At 65.6% G+C, this 21,790-nt stretch carries 22 protein-coding genes; 6 read left to right on the top strand and 16 right to left on the bottom strand.

The window, feature by feature from the left end:
* Positions 1–122 precede the first annotated feature (122 nt).
* Positions 123–809 (bottom strand): hypothetical protein, encoded by a 687-nt coding sequence (locus tag ACFWJ8_RS04200; protein ID WP_378809324.1) that lies wholly within the window; start codon positions 807–809, stop codon positions 123–125.
* Between the two features lie 351 nt (positions 810–1,160).
* Complete coding sequence (locus tag ACFWJ8_RS04195; RefSeq protein ID WP_378809322.1) at positions 1,161–2,117, bottom strand: zinc-binding dehydrogenase; 957 nt, start codon at positions 2,115–2,117, stop codon at positions 1,161–1,163.
* Between the two features lie 245 nt (positions 2,118–2,362).
* On the opposite strand from ACFWJ8_RS04195, the gene ACFWJ8_RS04190 reads away from it, so the two are divergent.
* Positions 2,363–3,256 (top strand): aldo/keto reductase, encoded by an 894-nt coding sequence (locus ACFWJ8_RS04190; RefSeq protein WP_378809320.1) that lies wholly within the window; start codon positions 2,363–2,365, stop codon positions 3,254–3,256.
* A 44-nt stretch (positions 3,257–3,300) separates the two neighbouring features.
* On the opposite strand, the gene ACFWJ8_RS04185 is transcribed toward ACFWJ8_RS04190, so the two are convergent.
* The 12 genes from ACFWJ8_RS04185 to ACFWJ8_RS04130 form a co-directional block, all read right to left on the bottom strand.
* Positions 3,301–3,813: a VOC family protein gene (locus ACFWJ8_RS04185; protein ID WP_378809318.1), complete on the bottom strand. Its 513-nt coding sequence runs from the start codon at positions 3,811–3,813 to the stop codon at positions 3,301–3,303.
* A 31-nt stretch (positions 3,814–3,844) separates the two neighbouring features.
* Positions 3,845–4,948: a serine hydrolase domain-containing protein gene (locus ACFWJ8_RS04180; protein WP_378809315.1), complete on the bottom strand. Its 1,104-nt coding sequence runs from the start codon at positions 4,946–4,948 to the stop codon at positions 3,845–3,847.
* Complete coding sequence (locus tag ACFWJ8_RS04175) at positions 4,945–5,943, bottom strand: sugar phosphate isomerase/epimerase family protein (protein WP_378809312.1); 999 nt, start codon at positions 5,941–5,943, stop codon at positions 4,945–4,947. The genes ACFWJ8_RS04180 and ACFWJ8_RS04175 overlap by 4 nt, the downstream gene beginning before the upstream one ends.
* On the bottom strand, positions 5,940–7,076 hold the full coding sequence (locus tag ACFWJ8_RS04170; RefSeq protein WP_378809310.1) for a Gfo/Idh/MocA family protein: 1,137 nt from the start codon (positions 7,074–7,076) through the stop codon (positions 5,940–5,942). Before ACFWJ8_RS04170 ends, ACFWJ8_RS04175 begins: the two co-directional genes overlap by 4 nt.
* A complete protein-coding gene (locus tag ACFWJ8_RS04165; RefSeq protein WP_378809308.1) occupies positions 7,070–7,912 on the bottom strand; it encodes a triose-phosphate isomerase family protein in 843 nt (280 codons plus the stop codon). The genes ACFWJ8_RS04170 and ACFWJ8_RS04165 overlap by 7 nt, the downstream gene beginning before the upstream one ends.
* Positions 7,909–8,376 (bottom strand): ribose-5-phosphate isomerase, encoded by a 468-nt coding sequence (locus tag ACFWJ8_RS04160; RefSeq protein ID WP_378809306.1) that lies wholly within the window; start codon positions 8,374–8,376, stop codon positions 7,909–7,911. The genes ACFWJ8_RS04165 and ACFWJ8_RS04160 overlap by 4 nt, the downstream gene beginning before the upstream one ends.
* The gene (locus ACFWJ8_RS04155) at positions 8,373–10,115 is read right to left on the bottom strand and encodes a dihydroxyacetone kinase family protein (RefSeq protein ID WP_378809304.1); all 1,743 of its coding nucleotides are present in this window, start codon (positions 10,113–10,115) and stop codon (positions 8,373–8,375) included. The genes ACFWJ8_RS04160 and ACFWJ8_RS04155 overlap by 4 nt, the downstream gene beginning before the upstream one ends.
* On the bottom strand, positions 10,115–11,008 hold the full coding sequence (locus ACFWJ8_RS04150; protein ID WP_378809301.1) for a helix-turn-helix domain-containing protein: 894 nt from the start codon (positions 11,006–11,008) through the stop codon (positions 10,115–10,117). The genes ACFWJ8_RS04155 and ACFWJ8_RS04150 overlap by 1 nt, the downstream gene beginning before the upstream one ends.
* 123 nt (positions 11,009–11,131) lie before the next feature.
* Positions 11,132–12,088: a LacI family DNA-binding transcriptional regulator gene (locus ACFWJ8_RS04145; RefSeq protein ID WP_378809298.1), complete on the bottom strand. Its 957-nt coding sequence runs from the start codon at positions 12,086–12,088 to the stop codon at positions 11,132–11,134.
* 130 nt (positions 12,089–12,218) lie between these two features.
* Complete coding sequence (locus ACFWJ8_RS04140) at positions 12,219–13,505, bottom strand: ABC transporter substrate-binding protein (RefSeq protein ID WP_378809295.1); 1,287 nt, start codon at positions 13,503–13,505, stop codon at positions 12,219–12,221.
* Between the two features lie 63 nt (positions 13,506–13,568).
* Complete coding sequence (locus tag ACFWJ8_RS04135; RefSeq protein WP_378809293.1) at positions 13,569–14,390, bottom strand: carbohydrate ABC transporter permease; 822 nt, start codon at positions 14,388–14,390, stop codon at positions 13,569–13,571.
* A complete protein-coding gene (locus tag ACFWJ8_RS04130) occupies positions 14,387–15,346 on the bottom strand; it encodes a carbohydrate ABC transporter permease (protein WP_378809290.1) in 960 nt (319 codons plus the stop codon). Before ACFWJ8_RS04130 ends, ACFWJ8_RS04135 begins: the two co-directional genes overlap by 4 nt.
* 297 nt (positions 15,347–15,643) lie before the next feature.
* Between ACFWJ8_RS04130 and ACFWJ8_RS04125 the strand changes: the two genes are divergently transcribed.
* Genes ACFWJ8_RS04125 through ACFWJ8_RS04110 form a run of 4 tightly spaced genes read left to right on the top strand, consistent with a single transcriptional unit; the run spans position 15,644 to position 18,763 of the window.
* Positions 15,644–16,270 carry an orotidine 5'-phosphate decarboxylase / HUMPS family protein gene (locus tag ACFWJ8_RS04125; protein ID WP_378809287.1) on the top strand — a complete coding sequence of 209 codons (627 nt, stop codon included), beginning with the start codon at positions 15,644–15,646 and terminating at the stop codon, positions 16,268–16,270.
* Complete coding sequence (locus ACFWJ8_RS04120) at positions 16,267–16,791, top strand: SIS domain-containing protein (RefSeq protein WP_378809285.1); 525 nt, start codon at positions 16,267–16,269, stop codon at positions 16,789–16,791. The genes ACFWJ8_RS04125 and ACFWJ8_RS04120 overlap by 4 nt, the downstream gene beginning before the upstream one ends.
* A gap of 29 nt (positions 16,792–16,820) precedes the next feature.
* Positions 16,821–17,717 carry a carbohydrate kinase family protein gene (locus tag ACFWJ8_RS04115; RefSeq protein WP_378809283.1) on the top strand — a complete coding sequence of 299 codons (897 nt, stop codon included), beginning with the start codon at positions 16,821–16,823 and terminating at the stop codon, positions 17,715–17,717.
* Between the two features lie 29 nt (positions 17,718–17,746).
* A complete protein-coding gene (locus ACFWJ8_RS04110; protein ID WP_378809281.1) occupies positions 17,747–18,763 on the top strand; it encodes a LacI family DNA-binding transcriptional regulator in 1,017 nt (338 codons plus the stop codon).
* A 42-nt stretch (positions 18,764–18,805) separates the two neighbouring features.
* Here the strand turns inward: ACFWJ8_RS04110 and ACFWJ8_RS04105 are convergent, their stop codons facing one another.
* Both ACFWJ8_RS04105 and ACFWJ8_RS04100 read right to left on the bottom strand, forming a co-directional pair.
* Complete coding sequence (locus ACFWJ8_RS04105; RefSeq protein ID WP_378809279.1) at positions 18,806–20,068, bottom strand: CaiB/BaiF CoA transferase family protein; 1,263 nt, start codon at positions 20,066–20,068, stop codon at positions 18,806–18,808.
* On the bottom strand, positions 20,065–20,883 hold the full coding sequence (locus tag ACFWJ8_RS04100; RefSeq protein ID WP_378809277.1) for an enoyl-CoA hydratase/isomerase family protein: 819 nt from the start codon (positions 20,881–20,883) through the stop codon (positions 20,065–20,067). Before ACFWJ8_RS04100 ends, ACFWJ8_RS04105 begins: the two co-directional genes overlap by 4 nt.
* Before the next feature lie 146 nt (positions 20,884–21,029).
* Here ACFWJ8_RS04100 and ACFWJ8_RS04095 point away from each other — a divergent pair, with 146 nt between their 5' ends.
* Complete coding sequence (locus ACFWJ8_RS04095) at positions 21,030–21,788, top strand: IclR family transcriptional regulator (RefSeq protein WP_378809275.1); 759 nt, start codon at positions 21,030–21,032, stop codon at positions 21,786–21,788.
* Positions 21,789–21,790 lie beyond the last annotated feature (2 nt).

Here is a 21,790-nt window from a genome sequence, read left to right as displayed (position 1 = left end):
CCGCGCAACCAGGCGGAGTCGGCGATTCGGCGATTCGGCGACGTAACCCCGACGAGGCCGCGGCCGACGAAGCCCCCTCGCCGCCTCCTACTGTCGGGAGGATTCCCGCTCAGCGACGGGGGTTATCGCCGAGCGGACGCCGCGTCCGGGGCGATCGCGCGCTCGTACGGTTCCGGCGAAGGCCGCAGCGTGTCGGGCCGGGCGCCAGCCTCGAGAGCCTGCCGCCGTCCGTCGATGATCTGCAGGCTCGCGAGGGTGTCTTGGGTCGAGCGCTTGCCTGCTCGCCACGAGACAAGCACGCGACGGACCGATCCGTACTCGATGGCCGCGAGGTGGCCGTCGGCGATGAATGTCAGTTCGTAGAGGACCTGGCGCACCCGCTCGGCGATCTTGCGGTCGTCGCCCTTGGTGAGCACTATCAAAGTCTCCACAGCCGTATCGAGGCCAGCGCGGTCGGGCCGAATCGGTGCCGGCGGTGACGCGGTCAGCTTCCCATCGACGATCCTCGCCCCGGCACCCCACTCGGAGCGAAACGACTGAAGCTCCTCGAACCAGTCCCGGGTGCGCGATGAATGAACCTGGATCTCCTTGATCAGGATCACCACGGCATCTGTGATCTCAGCAGTTCGCCGCGTCTTGGACTCATGCCGATAGAGCAGCACGCTGATAATGGCCGCGATGGCCGCACCGACCAGAGTGGCGATGAGGGTGGACAGGAAATCGTTCCAGTCGAACCGACTCATCTCCTCCACGATGCGGCCGAGCTGACAGGAGATCGGGTCGTTTTCGCAGTCCACGATGAGCACCATATCGGCGCCACGCCCCACGATCGCTCACCGCCGTGGTCTTGTGTCGGCGCCACCCTGGGGCAGGGCCAAGTGATCCCTGTTCTGGGGTGCAGTCGGCCCTTGTGGCGGTATTGCCGCGGATCGTCAAGGTTCGAGACTCGACCTATCTGATCTGGTACCAGGTGAGCGCGAGTGCGACCAGAACCGTGGCGCGAACAGCGCCCGTCATTCTTCGAGCCGGTGGCATGTTCTCGAAACGCCACCAGGCGCCAAACACCGCTGCCGAGAGGCAGCTCAGACGTTCCATGCCGAGTGGCTTGGCTGATCCTACGATCAATCGGCCGTCCGGTGGCGAGGCCGCAAATGGTCTGGTCAATCGAGCCAGGGCGAGAAGTCGAGCCAGGTCTTGCCAGGCACCTGGCGCACAGCGTCAAACGCTGCCTGCGCGTCCGTCACGGGGTGGACCGCATGCACCCCTTGCTCGGGGACGAGCTCCGCGTCTCGGACACGCGCAAGGGTGGAACCGAAATCTGCGGGATGGTCATAGATCAGGTGCCCTCGCACGGTGACCTGCCGGCGAACCAGTTCCATCGGGATAACGGGTACTGCGTCCCGAGTGAAGCCGATCAGTGTGAGCAGTCCCCCGAGGGCAACGGAGTCGAACGCCGTCTGCCAGGCCGGACCGGCTCCGGTGGTCTCGAACACGAACGGGTAGAGGTGCCCAGGTCGTTCGGCGCCATTGCGTGCTCCGAGGTCGACCGCATGGGCAAGGCGCCCCGGGTGGGTATCGATGACGAAGGGAACAGCACCGGCAGCAAGCACCACCTGCGCCAGAAGCTGGCCCACCGAGCCAGCCCCCAGGATGAGCACCTCGTCGCCTGCCGCGACTCCCGCGCGACGCACGGCGGTATCGGCGACCACGAGCGGCTCAAAGCACGCGATTGCGGCCACGGGCATGTCGTCCGGCACAACCCAGGTGTGGTCAGCGCGGACCGCCACACGCTCGGCGAGCAGTCCGGTGGTGGAGTGGCCAATGCTTTGCCGCTGAGCGCAACGGGATGTCCGCCCGTCCTGACAGAGCTGACACGTTCCGCACCCAAGGTTCGGCTCGATCACCACTCTCTGTCCGACTGATCGGTCACGCACCGCCGCGCCGATGGCCACGATCTCGCCGCCGCCCTCGTGTCCGACCACCCACGGTGTCGACGGTGGAACAGCCTTGCCGTCGATCACGGCAAGGTCGGTTCCACACAACCCCACGCCGTGCACTCGCACGATCACCTCGTCCGGACCACATACGGGCTCCGGCCAATCGGTCACCAGATCCACCCGACCCGGCATGCTCGTCACAACGGCCCTCACCGGCACTCCCTACTCTTCGAACACGACCACGAATCAAACACTGGCCATCTCATGCCAGCCTGCCGCTCACGCGCAGTCGAGTCTTGTCAGTGCGTGCCAGATAGCCGGCCTCAGGTTGCGCGTCCCGGCCAACTGCCGAGCACCTCCTTCCCTGCTCGGGATACTGAGCGCAAAGGGGTGCACCGCCCCCGTGAACTGAAAGGCGTGAATCCATGGTCGACCGGCAGGCAATCGCACCCGTGACGCTCGGGACGACAGTTCTTGGCAAACGTGACGGCGCGAACGCCGCACTGGCGGACGCGCTGCTGGCGTCGCCGTTTCAGCAGATCGACACCGCCAACGTCTACGCGGCTGGACAGAGCGAGTCTCTGATCGGTGGTGCCATACGACGCTCGGGTGGACTTGCGCCCGGCAAGGTCGTGTTCACGAAGGTCGATCCGGACCCCGACACGGGTGTCTTCGACGGTGACCGGGTCCGCCGGTCGTTCGAGGAGTCGATAAGCCGGCTGGGGCTGGAGCGGCTGCCTCTGCTGCATCTGCATGACCCGTATGGCATCACCATCAAGGAGGCCTTCGCTCCGGGCGGCGCGGTTCCGGCGCTGCAATCGCTGCGCGATGAGGGGCTCATCGACGCCATCGGAATCGCGGCCGGCACTAGAGCTCTGGTCGAGGACTACGTGGCAACTGGCGCGTTCGACGCCGTGCTCACCCACAATCGGTACACACTCGTCGACCGCTCCGCGGGGAGGATCCTGGATCTCGCGGCGGAGCGCAACATGGTCGTGTTCAATGCTGCACCATTCGGCGGAGGCATCCTCGCTGGTTCCACCTCCCGCGGGCAGACGTACGGCTACCGCGATGCGTCCAACGAACTGCTCAACTTCATCGCCGCCGTCCACCGCCTTTGCGCGGACCACAGTGTCGATGTTGCGGCGGCCGCTCTCGCGTTCTCTTTGAAGGAGCCGCGGATCCATTCGACCGTGGTGGGCGTCTACTCGATCCGCAGACTCCAGGAACTGCCAGGCCTCGTCAACTCAGTCATCCCGGACGCATTCTGGGATGACCTCAAGCAATTGGGTACCCCGCCTGCGTCACCCAACGATTGACCTCGCCGGCGGGACGCGGGCACCCTCGCCCGCGTCCCAGCTGGTTACGCGTCCTCCAGCGGAGGCAGCCACAAGTCCGCGCGCCCCGTCAGTGCGTCACGCTGCAACGGTCGTCCATCGTCGGCGACCACAGGCCCGGGCAGCGGCGAGATGAACTCCAGACGTATCCCGTCCAGCGCCGCCTTCTCCGTGAAGCACAGGAGCGTATCCCCGTTCCCGGTCAACGACTGACCATCAACGGCGAGACCGGACGCGGCAGCGCTCGCCAACGGGTCCGCATGCCCGGGGAATCCGAAGTGATGGATGCCGAGCTGTGCTGCAGAGTGCGTGCCGTTGCCGGACACCTCCATCAGCTCGATGCGCGGCGGCCCCTGCAACGAGAATGAGATTCGCGCGTCATGGAAGTGTGGGGATCGGTCGCTGGAATCGACCCATCGTTGCGTTCGGTACCGGGCGACCGGGCTGAATTGATACCCGAGTGCTGCCGACCATCGTTCAATGGCCTCTTCGAGGTTCTCGACGAGGATGCCGATGTGTTCAATGTTCTGCGCGGTCATGCGTGCCCTTCCTCTACGGATCGGGATGGCGTCAGAGCCCCCGGGGAGTTTCGATGCAGTGCCGAATCGCGGCGAGAAGACCAAGAGCCACCGGACTTGCCCCGGGCAGCGCGGGGTACGTGTCCGTCGTCCACGCGACGCTGATCGCTGTCTCGGGGTCGATAGCGAGTATTGAACCGCCTGCGCCCTCGTGTCCGAACGAGGCCGGGCCCAAAAGGGGAAGCTGCGGGAACGGCCGCTGTACCCCGGTGCCGAGCGCGATGGGTACGCCCAGCACACGGTCAACGCCGCGTGAACGCACCGCAGTGAGGTTCGCCAGCGCGGGGGCCGACAGTAGCGACCCATCGATCGTCGCCGCCCCGAACTGAGCCAATGCCTGTGCGGTCGCGAAGCCGCCGGTGGAGGGCCAGTCCGCGTCAGGGAGCCTCGGATCGTTGTACAGATCGCTCGTCGCAGCCAGCCGGGCCGTGCTGCTCCCCGGGATCGCAGATGCTTCGCGGACCGACTCCATCAGAGGCGTCGACGTGCTGGGGACGCGGTGTATGGGCGCGATCCGATGGCGTACGTGCTGCGGCGCACCAATCCACAGATCGGGCACACCCATCTCGTGCGCGACAAGTTCGGTGGTCGACCGATCCAGCACGCGACGGAACACACCGCGCATCAGGGTGCCGAAGGTGAAGGCGTGGTACCCGTGGTCCGTGTCGGGCTCCCAGTACGGCTCCTGGGCGCCTACCGCAGCGTCGTCCTCGCCGGCCAGCAGCTGCGGCAGGCTGAGGGTCTGGTCAAGCGACGCAATGCCCGACCGATGCTGCAACACCATCCGGGACGTGATGCGCGCGGTCGACGGCTTCGAGAACTCCGGCCAGAACTCGGCGAGTGGTTGATCAAGATCGAGCTCCCCCCGCTCATGTAGCCGGAGGGCGACGACAGCGGTGACAGGCTTCGTCACAGAGAACAGGAGTTGCAGTGCGTCCGGGCGCCGCTCGCCCCCAACGAGGTCCAGGACCAGACGCCCGTCGTGAATGATGGCGAGCGAGGCGCTTCCGCCCTGGGCGGCGACTGCACGCGCGAACAGGTCCTCGACTGGTTCGAACGCGCCCGTCGCCTGCCCGAACACCGATACCGCGGTCATGCGTCTGGATACAGTGGGGCCAGGTGGTCGTGGAAATGGGCAAGCCCGCGGCGTAGTTCTGCGACTGGGTCGGGCGAGTTGTCGATCTCCTCAATCGCCCAGCCGCGCCAGCGATGGTCGCGCAGCACGCCCATCCAGCTCTCCCAGTCGACAGTGCCAGACCCGAGAACGCGGAAGTGCGTGAGCATTATTGCGTGCCGTTCTTTCTGGTCGCCGCGCAGCAGGTGTCCGGACAGCGGGTTGGCGCAGTCCTTCCAGTGCATGGTGCGCACTCGTGCAATGTTGTCGCGCAGGACCTGGACGGGGTCACCACCATCCAGTGCGATGTGGCCCGCGTCCGGGCAGAGGCCGACCCCCGCTGGGTCCGTCAACGACATCACGGTGGCGATGTCTTCCTCGCGGGAACAGATCGAATACGCGTCGGTGTGGATGGCGATCAGCACACCTTCACGGGCGACAATCTCACCCAGGCGATTCAGCTCCTCAGCGAAGCGTTCGTGTACCTCCTGGCTGACAGGGCGGGTGAAGTCGGCGGCGATCGCGGTGTCATCGGGGCTGTCGTTGCCGAACCTGCTGCGGGAGATATTGCCTGACACGATCGTGTCCGCGCCCATCTCGACCAGGAAGCGGGCGTGCCGGGCGAACGCATCAGCCGCGACAGCGCGGCCCTCGACACTCTCCATCGCCGCGCCGATGAGTTGGCGGCCGTGCGCATACGACGAGCTCAGCACCAGGCCACGCTCTGCAAGGGCTTCCTGGAAGGCCGCGGGAGAGCCGTAGCAGGCCAGCGCCGCCTCCCACCCGGCCGGATCCGGTGCGAGTTCGATCGCTTCGACGCCGGCGTCTCGCGCGCCGTCGAGCATGGTGTCGAAGTAGTGACGCGGGTCAGCACGGAACGCGCGGTCCCACTCCGGGTGCGTCAGCCCTGCGGGCAGGCCCCACCATGACGGGTCGTAGAACGTGATGATGTTCGTGCCGAATCGGATGGCGCTCATCGTGCGGCATCTCGTCTCGGAACTTCTACCCAGCAGTCCGCAGCGGCTGCTTCCAGCACCGCCTCGACAACCTGCTGCACATGCGCCGCAGCACCGAAGTCCGGGTCGGCGGGCCGGCCCGACACGATCGACTCCAGGAATGAGCGGAACTGCTGTCCGCTGGTCTCGATGTAGCCGGCTCCGATGCCGGGAATGTGCCACCACCCGGTGGGGTGAGCGGTGCTGATCGGCACGGTGCGGAAGCCACGCAACTGCGGACGCTCATCGACGAAGGACACCCTGAACTCGTCACGGTGGTTCCAATTGAACTCGACCGCAGCACGGGTAGCGTCCAGTTCGAAGTAGAACCGGTTGCTGCGGCCCGACGCGAACGAGCTCACCGAGAAGGTACCGATCGCGCCGTTCGCGAACTCAGCGAGCCACACCCCGGCGTCATCGACGAGATCCTCGTCGATGCGGGCCTGGTCGTCCTGCCACCCCGCATCCATGTCCCGCGCGCGGACCCGAGCGGCGACCCTGCGGATGTCGCCGAACAGATGCTCGGCGACTTCGATGATGTGAGAGCCGATGTCACCGACCGTGCCCGACCCGCCGGTCGACTTCTTCGCACGCCATCGGGCCGGATCGGCCCAGAACGCACCATCCTGCAGGTAGCTGGCCCGGAAGGCGAGAGGGCGGCCGAGCTCACCCGCGTCCAGAAGCTGCTTCGTGTAAGCGATTGCGGCGCTGTGCCGGTAATTGAACCCGACCTGGGCAACGACGTTCGCTTCGCGGGCGGCGTCGCGCATCGCCAGGGCTCCGTCGACATCGTTCGTGATGGGCTTCTCGCAGAACACATGCTTTCCAGCGGCGATCGCAGCGAGAGCGATCTCCTCGTGGAACTGCGGTGGGGTGCAGATATCGATGATGTCGATGTCGTCCCGGCTGATGACGTCGCGCCAGTTTGTCGCAGTCTCCTGCCACCCCAGTGCCTGCGCGGCTTCGGCCGCGCGCGCGGGATCCACGTCCACCAGCACCCGACGGGCCACCGTCACCCCCAGGTCTGCGCCGATCGGTGCGACCGCGTACGCAAGGCTGTGTGCGCGTCCCATGAATCCGCCGCCGATCAAGGCGACCGAAAGTTCCTTCACCACTGCTCCTGCTCATCTCTGTGCCCGGCGTTGGGCAGCTTCTCCAGGTTCCCGGTGGGCGATGGGATCGTCTTGTGCCTGCGTGCCGTTCGGTTGAGCGTCAACGCCTCGTCCAGCACCGAGATAAGCGCCGCAGGATCGTGCGCTCGACGTCCCAGGAAGAGACCATCAACATGATCTGCGAGGCGGGTCAGCTGCCCGGGCCCCGCGCTGCCGCCATAGATCACGCGACTGTCGATTGGAAGGCCGGCAACTTCAGAGCGAATGGCTTCGCACACCTGAACGACGTAATCGTCTGGCGCGGCGTCCGCGGCGCCGATCGCCCAGACCGGCTCATAGGCAACGATCATGCGGGCACCTTGGGGAGCAATGTCAGGACGAACTCGCAACAGTTGAGCGACGGTCTTCGCGGCGGCGACGGCGGCGTTGGCCTGCTGGGTCTCACCGACGCAGATCAACGGCGTGATGCCCGCGGCCCAGACCGCGGCTGCCTTGCGACGCACCAGATCGTCGGTCTCTCCCTGGTCGCGGCGTCGCTCTGCATGTCCGACCATCGCGACGGCAGCGCCAAGTTCCTTGGCGAGCTCGGCAGGCAGTTCCCCGGTGTGTGCCCCAAGGCCATGTGCGGACACGTCTTGTACCCCGACGCTGGCGCCCGTCCCCGCAAGCGCCGTGACCGCATCTCCCAGCAGCGGCGTCGCCGGTAGCACGAGCAGTTCGGTGGCAGCGCCCCTTGGTCTTGCTGCGAGTTGCTTGGCGACGCTCGCAAGCCACTGACGCGTCCGCCGGGCATCGAAGTAGGCCTTGTGGCTGACCGCGACGAGCGGAGCGATCGTCACCGGCAGCCCGTCTCGTACTCGCCGATGATCGCAACATTGTCAGCGCTCGCGCTGGTGGGGTCGAACCGGTACCCTAGCCACTCCGAGATCATGCGGCGGGCAAGTTCCAACCCGATGACACGCTGGCCAAGACACAACACCTGTGCGTTGTTACTCAGTACGGATCGCTCGACCGAATAGCTGTCATGCGCCGTGACAGCCCGCACCCCAGGCACCTTGTTCGCGGAGATGGCGACGCCGAGGCCCGTGCCGCAGATCAGCAACGCGCGGTCGGCTTCGCCGTGAGCGATCAGCTCGGCGGCGGCGATGGCGACCACCGGGTATGCGGTGTGACCGTCACCGTCAACGCCGACGTCGATCACTGAGGCCACGCTGGGGTTGCCCTCAAGGTCTGCCTTCAACGCTTCCTTGTAGGTGAAGCCAGCGTCATCAGATCCCACCACGATGCGGAGCGAGTCGGTCATTTCTGCTGCGTGTCCTTTCCGGCAGCGAGGCCGCCAACGGCCCGCGCGATGAGCGCGAGCGAAACGGCGCCCGGGTCGGGCGTTCCGATGCTTCTGTCGTCGTGAGTCTTCGCGCGCCCGCGTCGCGCGGTGAGTGATGTGGTGGCAAGTGCACCATTCGCTGCCGCGTCGGCAGCTGCGCCCCAGGATGTTGCGAGGGGCTCACCCTCCGACACCCTGGCGGCGAACGTCTGAGCGAGCGGATGGAGGGCGTCGACGAGGGTCTTGTCGCCAGGCGAGGCACCGCCTCGGGAAGTGATCACGTTGCGTGCTGACACCACGGCGGCGGCGAGGTCAGCGTCCGTCGGCGCAGTCTCGTCGTCGAGGTGTGCGGCGATCTCCGCGAGCGCGGCGCCCCACAGCATGCCGGAGGTGCCACCAGCACGATTTGCCCACGCGGTGGCGGCGGCGTTCAACGTGCTGTGGGCACCTGCGCCCGCGGCGGCGGCGCTGGCGGCCGCTTTGGAGGCAGCGCGAACGCCACGCTGCATTCCGATTCCGTGGTCACCGTCTCCAGCGATCGCGTCCAGTCGGCCGAGTTCGCCGACTTCCTGCTCAACCGCATCGCGTGCGAGTTCGAAGCCGGTAGCGATCAGGGCGGCGATACGACGAGATTCGTGGCTGGCCTCGCTGTACTCCGCCGAGGTGGGACGGCCGAGGGCAGAGTCTGCTTCACGTGCAAGGTCGACACTCCGATCGGCCCGGCGAGGGCTCTTCCGGAATGCCGGGGCGTCGCTAGGGTCGGCCCACAGGTCCTCGAGCTCGTCGTCGAGCAAAGTGATGGTCAACGAGACGCCGGCCATGTCGAAGCTGGTGCAGAACTCCCCCACCTCGACGGCCACGATCTCGATTCCGGCGTCGCTTAGCAGGGCCTCGACACCGCCGTACAACACGAACAATTCCTCAAGAGAAGTCCCGCCCAGACTGTTGACGATGATGAGGGCCCGGCGCCGCGTGCAGTCGAACTCTGCGAGCACGCGGTCAACGAGGACGCGTGCAGTCGCTGCAGCGCTGCTCCGTGGGACAAGCTCAAGTCCCGGCTCACCGTGGATGCCCAGGCCCAGCGCCATCTGACCCATCGGGACGGTGAATAGCGGCTCCGCCTCACCAGGCAACGTGCATCCGCTGTAGGCGATCCCGAAAGTACGGGTGGCATCGTTCGCGGCACGGGCGACCCGCTCCACGTCATCGAGCGGCAGACCGCGCGCGGCGGCGGCGCCTGCGAGGGTAAACACCGGTAGGTCCCCGGCGATTCCTCGCCGCTCTTCCCGTTGATCGAGCGGACGACTGGCGATGTCGTCCGTGACCCGCACGGTGCGACAGTCGATACCCGCTTGCCGCAGCAGACGCTGCGCCTCGTCGAAGTTCAGCACGTCACCCGCGTAGTTGCCGTATGCCAAAAGCACACCCCCGCCACGATGCGCAGCCACTGCCACGTCGAAAACCTGTTGGGCGGAGGGTGAGGCGAAGACGTTACCGAGCGCAGCCCCATGGGCGAGGCCCTCCCCGACCAGCCCGGCGAACGCCGGAAAGTGGCCGGTGCCGCCGCCGATCACGACCGCGACTTCGTTGCTCCCAGCCTGGAGCCGTCGCACAAGTCCGCCCGGCACGCGACGGACGCGGTCAGCATGCGCGGCGGCAAAGCCCCGAATGAAGTCGTCGGTGAAGTCCTCAGCCGAATTCACAAGATCGATGCCCATCAGCGCGCCACTCCGGTTAGCTGCACGGTGGTGCGAGAACGGGCGGCGAGGGCCTGCGCGCGGTAGGCCCGAGGCGACTGCCCGTAAGTGGACTTGAACAGTCGGCTGAAGTGGGCGGCGTCCCACAGTCCCCAGCGGGCGCCGATCGCACTGACAGGTCGACCCGCCTGAGACGTGTCGGTGAGCTCGACACGACACTGTTCGAGACGTCGGGCGCGGATCCATCCGCTGATCGTCTGGTCCTGCGCCTCGAAGACGCGATGGAGAGTCCGAGTGGACACGTTCAGTACCGAGGCGATTCGATCGGGAGTCAGATCGATCTCGGGCAGATGAGCCTCGATGTACACCTTCGCCTGTTGCAGAACTCCCGGAGCCGACACATCCCGGGACCGGACGATGTCGGCGCAGGTCAAGGCGAGCAGCCCGACAACGTGCTGGGCGAGTCTGCCTGGATTCTCGGTCGAATAGTCACGTGTTTGAACGGCGAGCCCGGCAATGAGGTGAGCGACCAGACTTGGGGTTCCCTCGGCGGCGATGAACGGGCGACCCGCCGCCTCGGCGATGACCGCGCCGTGCGGGCCAACGGTCTCCGCCGGAATTCGCAGGATGACAATGTCAGCACCCGACTCGATGCTCACTCGATACCGGCCGGCGGTCAGGACGACGAACTCACTCTCCCCCAGCCGGATATCGCCAACTGTCGCGGACCCCGACATGCTGTGGGCCACGACGAACGGCCACTGCTGCTCATCGAGATCGAGAGTGGAGCCGAACGGTCGTCCGTGGGACTGCACGCGCGCCAGATGCAGTCGATCGAACTGCCTGCGAATGATGGTCGACGGTGCACCATCGGTGTCCGCGGCGCGTGCCGGGAGGGCGTGAGGGCCGGTCATTTCCACATCAACTACCTCTCTGTAGATCAGTTACTCGTGTAACTGTGACACGAGTAACCCAAGATTGCAAACGTTCTCAAAGATCGCAGGCAGAGAGCCTTCGTGAAAGGCCAGGATCTGGCTTCAGGCGGTGGTACGGCGGATGAGTCGCAGGAAGTCGGTGCCGATCGGGGCCGGTTCCTCGTCGTCCAGCACTGAGAGCGCTGACTGCACGACCGCTGCGCCCCATCCCTGCACGTCAATTTCGACGGTCGTCAAGGCGATTCGCGCCGCGGGAATGTTGTCGACGCCGATGACAGCCATGTCGGTGCCAGGGTGCAAGTCACGCGCGACAAGCGCAGCGGTGAACATCAGGGCGATCTCGTCGTTGTGCGCCGCGACGGCAGTCACCCCGTGCGCGAGGAACGAGTCGAGCGCAGCGAACACGGTGGCGGGGTCGTTGGGGTCGATCTTTTCGACGAGCGGGGGCGTGACGTGCAGGTCGAGGCATGCGGAGCGAACACCCTGCAGTCGCTCCTCGGCTATCAATGCGAGCGAAGCTGAGGCGGGAAGCGCGTAGCCCAGTCGGGTGTGACCGGACTGGGCAAGATACTCGGCCTGCATCCGTCCGGCCATCGCATTCGGGACGTAGCCGTGAACCCGCAGGAGCTTTCCTGGCGCGATCGCTCGGGCAGCTTCTTCGTCGAGCGAGAGTCCTCCCATCGTGATCACCAGAGCCGGGGAGACCATGCCGAGCAGTTCGCGGAGTGGACGAAGCTCCTCATCGAGGCGGTGTACGACGACACCGTAGCCCCGTTCTACGAGAGCCACGTCAAGCTGATGCAGAACGGTGCTGGACACATATCCGAGGGTGAAATCGCGGACCAGCGCGAGCACGATGCTGCTGTGTCCCAGGCGCAGCGACCGCGCCGGCGCGAAAGGCACGTGGCCGAGGTCCTTCGCTGTGCGCAGAACAAGTTCCCGGGTGGCCTGGGAGATGCTGCGCCCGGGCACGTTGTTGATGACGTAACTGACGGTGGCTCGAGAGACACCGGATGCCCGAGCGACATCGGCGCTGGTGACGCGCCGCTCCGCGCTCATCTCTGACTCCCTTGCGGTCGCCGCAAAGCCCACCCGAAGGTCGGGACCATATTCGGATCCTATCCGTACGGGTGCGCCGACGCGGGCACGGCGATCACGCCGTGCCCGCGTCGGTTCAGGTCAGGTCAAGTCACTCGACTTCAGCGTCCATCGCCTTCAGCACATCGGCCGGCTGCATCGTGCCTGCCAGCATGCCCTGCACTGCGGAGAACAGAGCCTGCTGGATCCGGGGATTCGGCCACCGCTGGTCGAGGTACGGCACAGTGCGCCCGTCCGTGAGGAACTCGGTCATCACCTTCTGGTTCTCGTCCATGTCCGCGCTGGGGTTCGGGATCGACGGGATCGTGCCGGCCAGTGCGTCGTTGTAGGCAGCCAGCCCCTCCGGCGTGGCAAGCCAGTCGACGAACTCGAAGGCGAGGTCCTTGTTCTTCGCGCCCGCGTTGACAGCCGCTCCGCCGGCATTGGATGCCGTAAGGAAATGGGTCTTGGCGCCGTCAGCGCCCGAGAAGGGAGTGATGAGGAATTCCTCGTCAGGAGCGAGTGTCTTCAGCGCCGCCAACTGGGTGCCGATTCCGAACATCCCGACTGCCTGCCCGCTGGCCACGAGCTTGTTCTGATCGTCCTGATTGCTGCCGGTAGGGTCCGGATTGAAGCAGCCCGCCTCGTTCATCTGCTGGTAGCGGTCCATCGCCGTCACCCAACCCTCATTCTCCGAGAACGTCGTCTTCCCGTTTGTGAGTTGCTTGTCGAAGTCAGGTGTGTCGTTGAAAACGAGGTCGGGGACGAGGCCGAACAGCGGGTTCTGGTTGGTGTTGAGGGTTCCGGCGCCGATTGCGTAGGCGACCTTGCCCTTGTCCTGCGCGGCCTCACAGAACGGAAGGACCTCGCTCCACTGCGTTGGCGCCGGAACCCCGACCTCAGCGAGAGCGGTCTGGTTGTACCAAGGACCGAACGAGCTGACCGCGGGTGCCATCAGGTACACCTTGCCGTCGATCGAGGTGAGATCGCGGATCGCCTCAGGATAGTTCTCCACCCAGTCCCGGTCAGTGAGGTCTTCGAGGAACCCGCCGGGAGCGATCTGGCTGATCGTCGCCGGGTTGCCATTGGCCGGCCACACGAACACGACATCCGCCGCCGTGCCGGCGCTCAACTGCGTGCGCAGCGTGGCCTGGTACTGCTCAACGTCAGCGGTCGAGACAACGATCTCAACATCGGGGTGCGACTCTTTGTACGCCGCAACCGCCGCGTCGATGCCGGCCTTCTCGGAGCCCTTCCAGAAGATTGACAGCAAGGTGCCGTCGCCGTCTGCCGTGTTGTCGCTTGCGGCGGGTGCAGTGCTGCAGCCGCTCAGGACGAGGGCGGCTACGGCGAGCGACGTCGCGGCCGTGAGCCCCATGCGCATGCGTGAAAGCGCCATGGTGGTTCCTTTCATTGTGTGTGATGCGGGTGATGCGAGGAATCGATGCTGTGGTTGGCTGGCTCAGCCCTTGACACCGCTGGCGAGCCCTTGAATGAGGGACTTCTGGATGAAGAAGAAGGCGACCACTACCGGCAGCGCGCCGATGAGAAGCGATGCGAACACCAACTCCCACTGGGTGGAGAACTCACCAACGAAGGAGTAGATCGCGACGGGGATGGTTTGGTTCCCTGTGCCGCTTAGGTAGAGCAGCGGAATCAGGAAGTCGTTCCAGACGAACAGACCGTTGAGGATCACCACGGTGCCTGTGACGGGTCGCACCAGCGGGAACACGACGCGGAAGAACGTCTGGAAGCGGTTTGCGCCATCGAGGGATGCCGCCTCTTCGTAGTCGATGGGCACCTGGCGCAGGAACTGGACGTACAGGAACACCGAGAACGGCAAACGCATCCCCACGTAGATGATGACGAGAGGAACGAGCCCTCCAAGCAGTCCCAGTTCGCGCATCAGGCGGTAGAGCGGGATCAGGCCCAGCTGGAACGGCAGCAGCAGGCCGACCATGAAGAGGTAGAACATCGCGCTTGACCACCGGGCCGTGATGCGCGCGAGCGGGTACGCCGCCATCGCGGCCAGCACCACCAGCAGGGTGACGCTGATCACGGTCACGATGATGCTGTTGACGATGGCCCCACCAAGCCCGGCCTGTGCCCACGCCTCGACGAAGTTGCGCCATGTCGGCTCCAGCGTGGGCGAGATCGGCGACTTGAGGTCGCTGGGGTCGCGGAACGCCATGTTCACGAGGATGTAGACCGGGAACAGGAATAGCAGTGCAGCTACGCAGAGGACGCCCTCAAGGGTGCCGGTACGCCAGGTGTAGCGGTTCATTTCTTCTCACCCCGGAGCAGGAAGCGGTACTGGATCACGCCGAGCACGGCGACGAAGAAGGTCAATACGACGGCCATTGCTGCGCTGTAACCGAACTCGCCGTACTGGAACGCGTTTCGGTACACCAGAGTCGACAGCGAGTTGGTGGAAGACGCCGGCCCGCCCTGCGTGGTCACCCAGATCTGATCGAAGATCATGAGGCCTCGGATGAGCGAGAGCATCAGATTTACAGTGATCGCCGGCGCCAGTAGCGGGCGAACCACATGCCAGAACCGCTGCCACGCGTTCGCGCCATCCAGGCTCGCCGCTTCCAGTTGCTCCGCCGGCACACCCTGCAAACCGGCGAGGAAGATCACCATCGAGTAACCGGAGAACTGCCAGATAACCATGACCGCGATCGCCCACAGGGCGATGTTCGGGTCGCCGAGCCAGTTCTGCGCAAGCGATCCGAGGCCGATGGAGCGCAGTACCTCGTTGATAGGGCCGTTCGGGGTGTAGATGAACTGCCAGATGAAGGCGACGACGATCGACAGCAGCACGACCGGCATGAAGAAGATGACGCGGAGAACATGCCGACTCTTCACCCTCGTGTTCAAGGCCAAGGCGAGGCCCAGCCCGATCACGTTCTCGAAGATCGTCATGACGATCGCCAGGGTCAGGGTGTTCGTCAGCGCCCGCAGTGCCTGGGGGTCCTGGAAGAACTTCACAAAGTTGTCCAGTCCAGTGAACTGCCAGTCCGGGTTCAGACCGTCCCAGTCGGTGAACGCGAACCCTGCGCCCTGAACACTGGGCACGATGACCACGAACAGGTAGGGCACCAGAGCCGGCACGGCGAACCACCAGATGGGTGAGATCCGGCGTCGGCGGGGACGGGGGCGCGGGCCGACATCAGCCGGTCGGACCGTCGTCACACCCGGCTCGGGTCGCGAGAGGACATCAGTTTGCACGGCGACCACCCTTCCGTCTCGCGCCACGCACATCTTGCGTACCGCTGACGCTGTTTTGGCTCTGCGAGTCATGTCGCAGACTCCTCTGCCAGATCGTGGAAACGGGGCGCGAACCGGCCTCCGGTCGGCTAGAGGTCTGTGCCATCGCCTCGGGCTGCCGCGGTGACATCAACTAACTCCTTCGTTGTTGCTGCTGCGCCGACGTTTGACGTCGGCCTCAAGTCGTGAGAACGTTATCAACGTTTGCGGGGTTGTGCAATCTGCCGAAAATCGCCCGCGCACCGACGTCTGTACCGAAGGAGACCGATGACCTCTCGCCTGCAACTTGCCCTGGACTTCCCCGCCGCGCTTGGCGTTCTGCCACAGGTGGCGACGGACATCGACATCGTCGAGGTGGGAACGCCGCTCCTTAAGCGGTTCGGGCTCTCGGTGATCTCCACCGTCCGCGAACTCGCACCGCGCGCCATGGTTCTCGCAGACAGCAAGACCGTCGATGGAGGCCTGCAGGAGGCGGGGATGCTGTTCGACGCCGGCGCTGACTACATCACCGCGCTCTCCTGCGCCAGCGCCGCGACGCTTCGCACTGTGGCCGAGGTTGCGGGCGACCGAGGACGCGGAGTGGTCCTTGACACGGTCACCGAGGCGGATCCGCTGACGGTCGCCATCGACGCGTTGCCCGCGGGAATCACCCACATCGCGTTGCACACTTCGACCGACGCACGCTTCGCCGGCGACCTCCACTCGAATGACTCCTTCGCTCGGGCTCGGAAGATCGACACTCGCCTGGGCATCGTGCTGGCTGGCGGCATCAACTTGGAGAACATCGCTGAGGCCGCCAGGCTCAACGCAGACGTGGTGGTCATCGGCCGCGCCATCACAGCGGCCGCTGATCCGGCCGCTGCGGCGAGCACCTTTGCGGAGGCGCTGCGATGACGGCCCTCGACACGGTGGTCGACGAGCTGCTGAGTGCGGTACGCAGTGTCGATGTCGGTGACCTCGAGCGCGCGGCGGCCGTCATTCGGGAGTCCGATGGGGCCATCACTTTTACGGGTCAGGGACGGTCAGGCCTCATCGGCGCAATGACTGCGATGCGTCTCATGCACCTCGGATTCCGAGCGCACAGCGCCGGTGAGTCCACTGCCCCGTCCGTGCGGGCAGGCGATGTGTTGGTGGCGATCTCTGGCAGCGGCACGACGCACACAACTGAGCACTTTGCACGGATCGCCGCGTCCGAGGGAGCAAAGGTGATTGCGGTTCTCAGGGATGCGGACAGTCCCATCGGGGCTCTCGCCGATGTCGTAGTCGAGATCCCCGCTGAAAAGCAATCGCAGGTTGGCGGCACTCGTTTCGAGCACACGGCACTGGTTGCGCTCGACGCAGTCGTGCACCTGCTGGCTGAATCGGTTCCCGATGCAAAGTCGGTGCTCCGGCGCAACCACACCAATCTGCAATGACTGGATGCGTACGCACGTCGTTCCAACTGGTGTCGATCGGCTCCGCGGTCATCGACCGAATCCTCGATGGCGTGGACCGTCTCGATGCAGTTGGTGGTGCAGCACTCAACGTCGCGGTCGGCGCGCAACGACTGGGGATCGCCACTAGCCTGATCGCCGTGGTCCAAGACGACGATGCCGGGCGAACCATCCGTTCGTTCCTCGAGCGAGAAGGGGTCGCTCTTGCGCGCTCGGCGCACACGACTCGGCCAACCGCAGTGGTGGAATCGCGACGAGACGGCGACGGGATCGAGTACAGGTTCTCCTCCGACGATCCGTCTGGGCTTCTCCAACTCGTCGATGAGCATTTCGCGTTCGTCAACCAAGGCCACACGGTGGCGCTCAGTGCCGCACGCTTCGCCGACGATGCGGGCCGGGTTGCGGCGCTGCTCGACGACGCGCCGGGCCGTGTGCTCTACGATCCGAACCCGCGCCGGCGTGGTGGCGATGATGCTCTCGCCCACCGCCGGGAGATCGAGACCCTCGCCCCGGTGATGGATTTGGTGAAGCTCTCCGCGGACGATGCCGACCTGCTTTGGGGCTGCTCACTCGACGACGCGACCGCAGAGATTCTTGGGCTCGGCGCGCGGGCAGTTCTAGCCACCCACGGCGCGGGCGGAGCGAGCATCACAACCTCCGCCGGGTCCACGTATGCTTCAAGCCAGCTCTCCGCGTCCGAGGTCGTAGACCCGATGGGCGCGGGAGACGCCACTCTCGCAGCCATCGGGGCTTCGATCGTGCGCGACGGCTGGCCGGCAGCGACGTCGGAGTGGACGGACCGGTTGCACTTCGCGATGGCCGTCGCTGCCTACACGTGTCTTCACTCCGGGGGAGCAACATCAATGCCACGAGCGGAACAGGTCAACCATGCGGGAGCCCGCCTTTGAGTAAAGCGACAAGCGTGACACTTCCGGAGGTGGCCCGCGAGGCCGGGGTCTCGACGGCGACGGCGGCCCGCGCGCTGGGCGGTTACGGCTCGGTGGGGGTGGCAACGAAAGAGGTAGTGCTCGCCGCCGCGGAGCGGCTCGGATACCGTCCCAACAAGCTCGCCAGCAGCATGATCACGGGCCGCACCCACTCCCTCGGTCTCATCGTCGGCGATATCGAGAACCCGTTCTTCTCCCGGCTTGCTCGCGCCGTCATCGACGGGGCACGAAGACGGGGCTACGACGTGCTGGCGACCAACACTGACGAGAACATCGAGGCCGAGCAGACAGCTCTTCGAGTGCTGCAGGAGAAGCGCGTCGACGGGCTTATCGTCTCTCCTGTTTCGCACCTGGGCGACGATCGAGGAGCTGAACTCGCAGCCCTTGATGTCCCGCTCGTGCTCGTCGACGACTACCTCGAAGACCTCGAAGTCGATTCGGTGATCTCGGACAACCTTGAGGGTGCCGATGAGGCGGTGCGCGCTCTCGTTGATGCCGGCCACCGAGACATCGCATTGATCACGCGCTCCGCCTCGGAACATGCCGGCGACATCGCGCAGCTGCCCGTGTCCCGCAGCGGAACCGAAAGAATGCGCGGCTATCGAGCCGCCCTCGAGCGCCTGGGAGTCCCTAGACGTCCCGAGTTCGAGCGGCGTGGCGGTCTGCGGGTCGAGCATGGAGCGTTGGCCATGGATGCGCTGCTCGCTCTCCCGCAGAGACCGACTGCCGTGATCACCACGAACGCGATCATCGCACTCGGAGTCTTGGACAGCCTGCGCCGGCACAACCTCACCGCGCCTGCTGACATGTCCATCGTCAGTTTCGACGACCCTCCGTGGGCTGCGCACACGAGTCCGCGGCTCACAACGGTTGATCAACCCACTGCCGAAATCGGTGACCTCGCGGTCAACCTGCTCATCGATCGCATCGAGAACATTCGCTCCGACTTCGGCGTCCATCGGCTTCCAACCCGGCTGATCCGGCGCGACTCGATCCGCCCGCGCTAGACGTCCGTGTGCGGCCCGGCCCGACCGGCAAGCGGTCGCCCGTCAGGCCGTGGTCCGCGCCGACTTCGAGTAGGCCGTTGCTGGTGCTTCTGTCTTCGCATCGAATGGCTGCAGTTCGCGGTCCGGTCCGATAGCCCCGTCCGCACGCATGCGCGCGAGGTCGTCTGCGCTGTAGCCGAGGGATTCGAGGACCTCGGTGGTGTGCTCGCCAGCGCTGGGAGGGATGATGCGCAGCGGCAGCGGTTCACCGTCGTACAGCACCGGGTGACCGAGCACCCGCACCTGTCCGGCGCGTGGGTGGTCGAATGACATGATGCTCGCGTTTGCACCGAGCTGAGGATCAGCCTCGACGTCCGCGTAGTCGCGCACCGGCGCATTCCAGATGCCTGCCTGCGTGAGCCGTTCCTCCCATTCCGCGGTCGTCGCCTGACGGAGGTGCTCAGCGATGCGTGCGCTGATCTCCTCCCGCTGCGTGAACTGGTCTTCTTTCGAGAGGCCAGCTAGCCAGGGGTCGTTGAACGCTCGGGCCAGTGTCTGGCCATCCGAGAGGGAGATCGTCAGGTAGCTGTCCGAGGTCTCGTACACGCCATACGGCGCCTGATGGAACCGGCTTCCGAGCCCGCTCGCGCTCCGGGGGTACAGGTTCGCACCGTTGAGGTGATAGTTGAACGGCTCGATTTGCAGGTCCAACGCCGCCGAGAGGAGGTTGCTGTCCACACGCCCTCCCTCCCCGGTGTGCTCCCGGCGGAAGAGGGCTGCGAGCACACCCATCGCACCGAGCGCGGCGGCATGCTGATCGACAATGGCGCTGCCCACGGGAGTGGGGATGCTGGCGGCTCCCCCGCTGAGCCCCGTCAGGCCACTGAGGGACTGGATCAGCAGGTCCTGCCCTGGTCGTAGCCGGGACGGACCGGTGGGTCCGAACCCGGTGAGGGAGCAGAAGACCAGACGGGGGTTCCTGGCGCGCATTGCATCCCAGGAAAACCCGAGCTTGTCGAGAACCCCGGGACGGAAGTTCTCCAGCACAACGTCGGCGTCTTCGATCAGCCGCCATAGCGCGTCGGCGCCCTCGGGTTCACGGAGGTTCAGTTCGACGCTGCGCTGGTTGCGCCCGGCAAGCAGGTAGAACACACTTTCATCGCCGACATAGGACTGCGCGCCGGACCAGTGTCGTTCGTAAGCTCCACCGGGTCGCTCCACCTTCACCATGTCCGCACCGAGGTCTGCGAGCATCTGCGCGCACGCGGGACCCTGCAGATAGTGGGTGAGGCTGACCACCCGGACGCCTGCCAGCGGGAGCGTCATCGTCCTTCGTCCTTTCCGGGAGTCTCGTTTCGAGCCGCCGTGAACTGCGGAGGGCGGCGTTCGAAGAACGCGGCAATACCCTCCTCGATGTCCGGGCCACGGAACACCTGGTGGCTGGCAGCGAGGGTGCGCTCGGTGGCTTCGCGCGTGTTCTCGTACCGCGCGCCGGCGAGCCCTTCCTTGATCAACGCGAGCGCCAGCGACGGCCCGTTGGCGAGTTCGGCTGCGAGCTCAAGCGCCCGCTCAACCGACTTGCCGGCAGGCGCAATCTCATCGACGAGCTGAATTCTGAACGCCTCGGACGCATCGATCATCTGCCCCGTGAACAGCAGCCGGCGGGCGGCGCCTTCTCCCACGACACGGGGCAGCCGGAAGACGCCACCGCTGCCGGGGAACACGCCCAGTTTCACCTCGGGAAAGCCGATGCGAGCGGTCTCGTCGATGATGCGCAGGTCGCAGGCCAGCGCGATCTCTGCGCCACCGCCGAGCGTCACACCGTTGAGGGCGGCGATCACCGGCTGGGGCAACTCCTCGATCGCCGTGAACGCTCGGTTCTCGGCGGCGAGCTTCTTCGAGACCACATCGTTGCGCACGCTCGCGAACTCGTTGATATCGCTTCCGGCGCAGAATGCCCGGTCGCCGTCGCCGGTCACGACAACCACACGCACCGAGCCGTCTGCGGCCAGGGCGCGGCAGTGCTCGTTGATCTGTCGAATGGATCCGAGCGTGTTGAGATTGAGGGGCGGGTTGGACAAAGTGAGCACGGCAACGCCGTTCGGGCGGCGCTCCAAGTTCACCAGTGATTGCGCGGTCATCGTCGATCCTCCAGGCCTTGAGGCTAAGGCGCCCTCCACTGCATACTCAATAGCGTCAGGGAAATGCTGTTAACGAGAAGCTAAGGACTTACGTGCGCGACCTAGAGAACCCTGAGTCTCCCCCGGTCGGAGACTCGAACGTCCGCGTGGTGCAGTCGGTGGGCCGAGCGTTCCGGCTGCTGCGCGTGATCGCCCGCAACAACCGGCCCATGAGTTTGAGCGACCTTGCAAGGGCGATCGAAACCAGCAAGCCGGCGACCTACCACCTGCTGCGTACGCTCATGCTGGAAGGCGTCATCGTGAGGCGCCCCGACAACCTGTACGAACTCGGCTGGGGTTTGTGGGAGTTCGGGAGCGCCGTTGTGAGATCCACGGATCTGGCTCGGGTTGCGCGATTCCACCTCGACCACCTCGCCGAGCAAACAGGGGAGGCGGTGTTGTTGAGCATCCGGGACGGCCACTCCGTGATCTACCTGGACCGCGGGCAGTCCTCCGAGAGTTTTGAGCTTGTCGCCAACACCGGCAGACGCTCATCACTGCATGCGAACGCGTCCGGAAAAGTGCTGCTGGCGTTCGCTCTGGATGATTTCATCGAGGAGATCCTTGCTGGCCCGCTGCGCGCGTTCACCACGAACACAATCACAGACCCCTTCGCGCTGCGCGCCGAGCTAGCGCGGGTGCGCGAGCAGGGATTCGCCGCGTGCTGGCAGGAGCAAGAGCTGGGCATGAGCAGCATCGGGGTCCCGATCCGCGACTACACCAACCGTGTGATCGCTGCCCTCACTCTTGCGGGACCGGCAGCCCGCGTGAACACCAACCGCGCGGGGCGGCTCGTATCAGCATTGTCCGCGGAGGCTGATGCGATCTCGTCAAGGCTGGGGGCCGCGATCGCCAACTCAAACTGAGT

The sequence above is a fragment of the Microbacterium sp. NPDC058389 genome (assembly GCF_042722305.1).
Lineage (GTDB): Bacteria > Actinomycetota > Actinomycetes > Actinomycetales > Microbacteriaceae > Microbacterium.
This window is presented reverse-complemented; position numbering and strand designations above follow the sequence as displayed.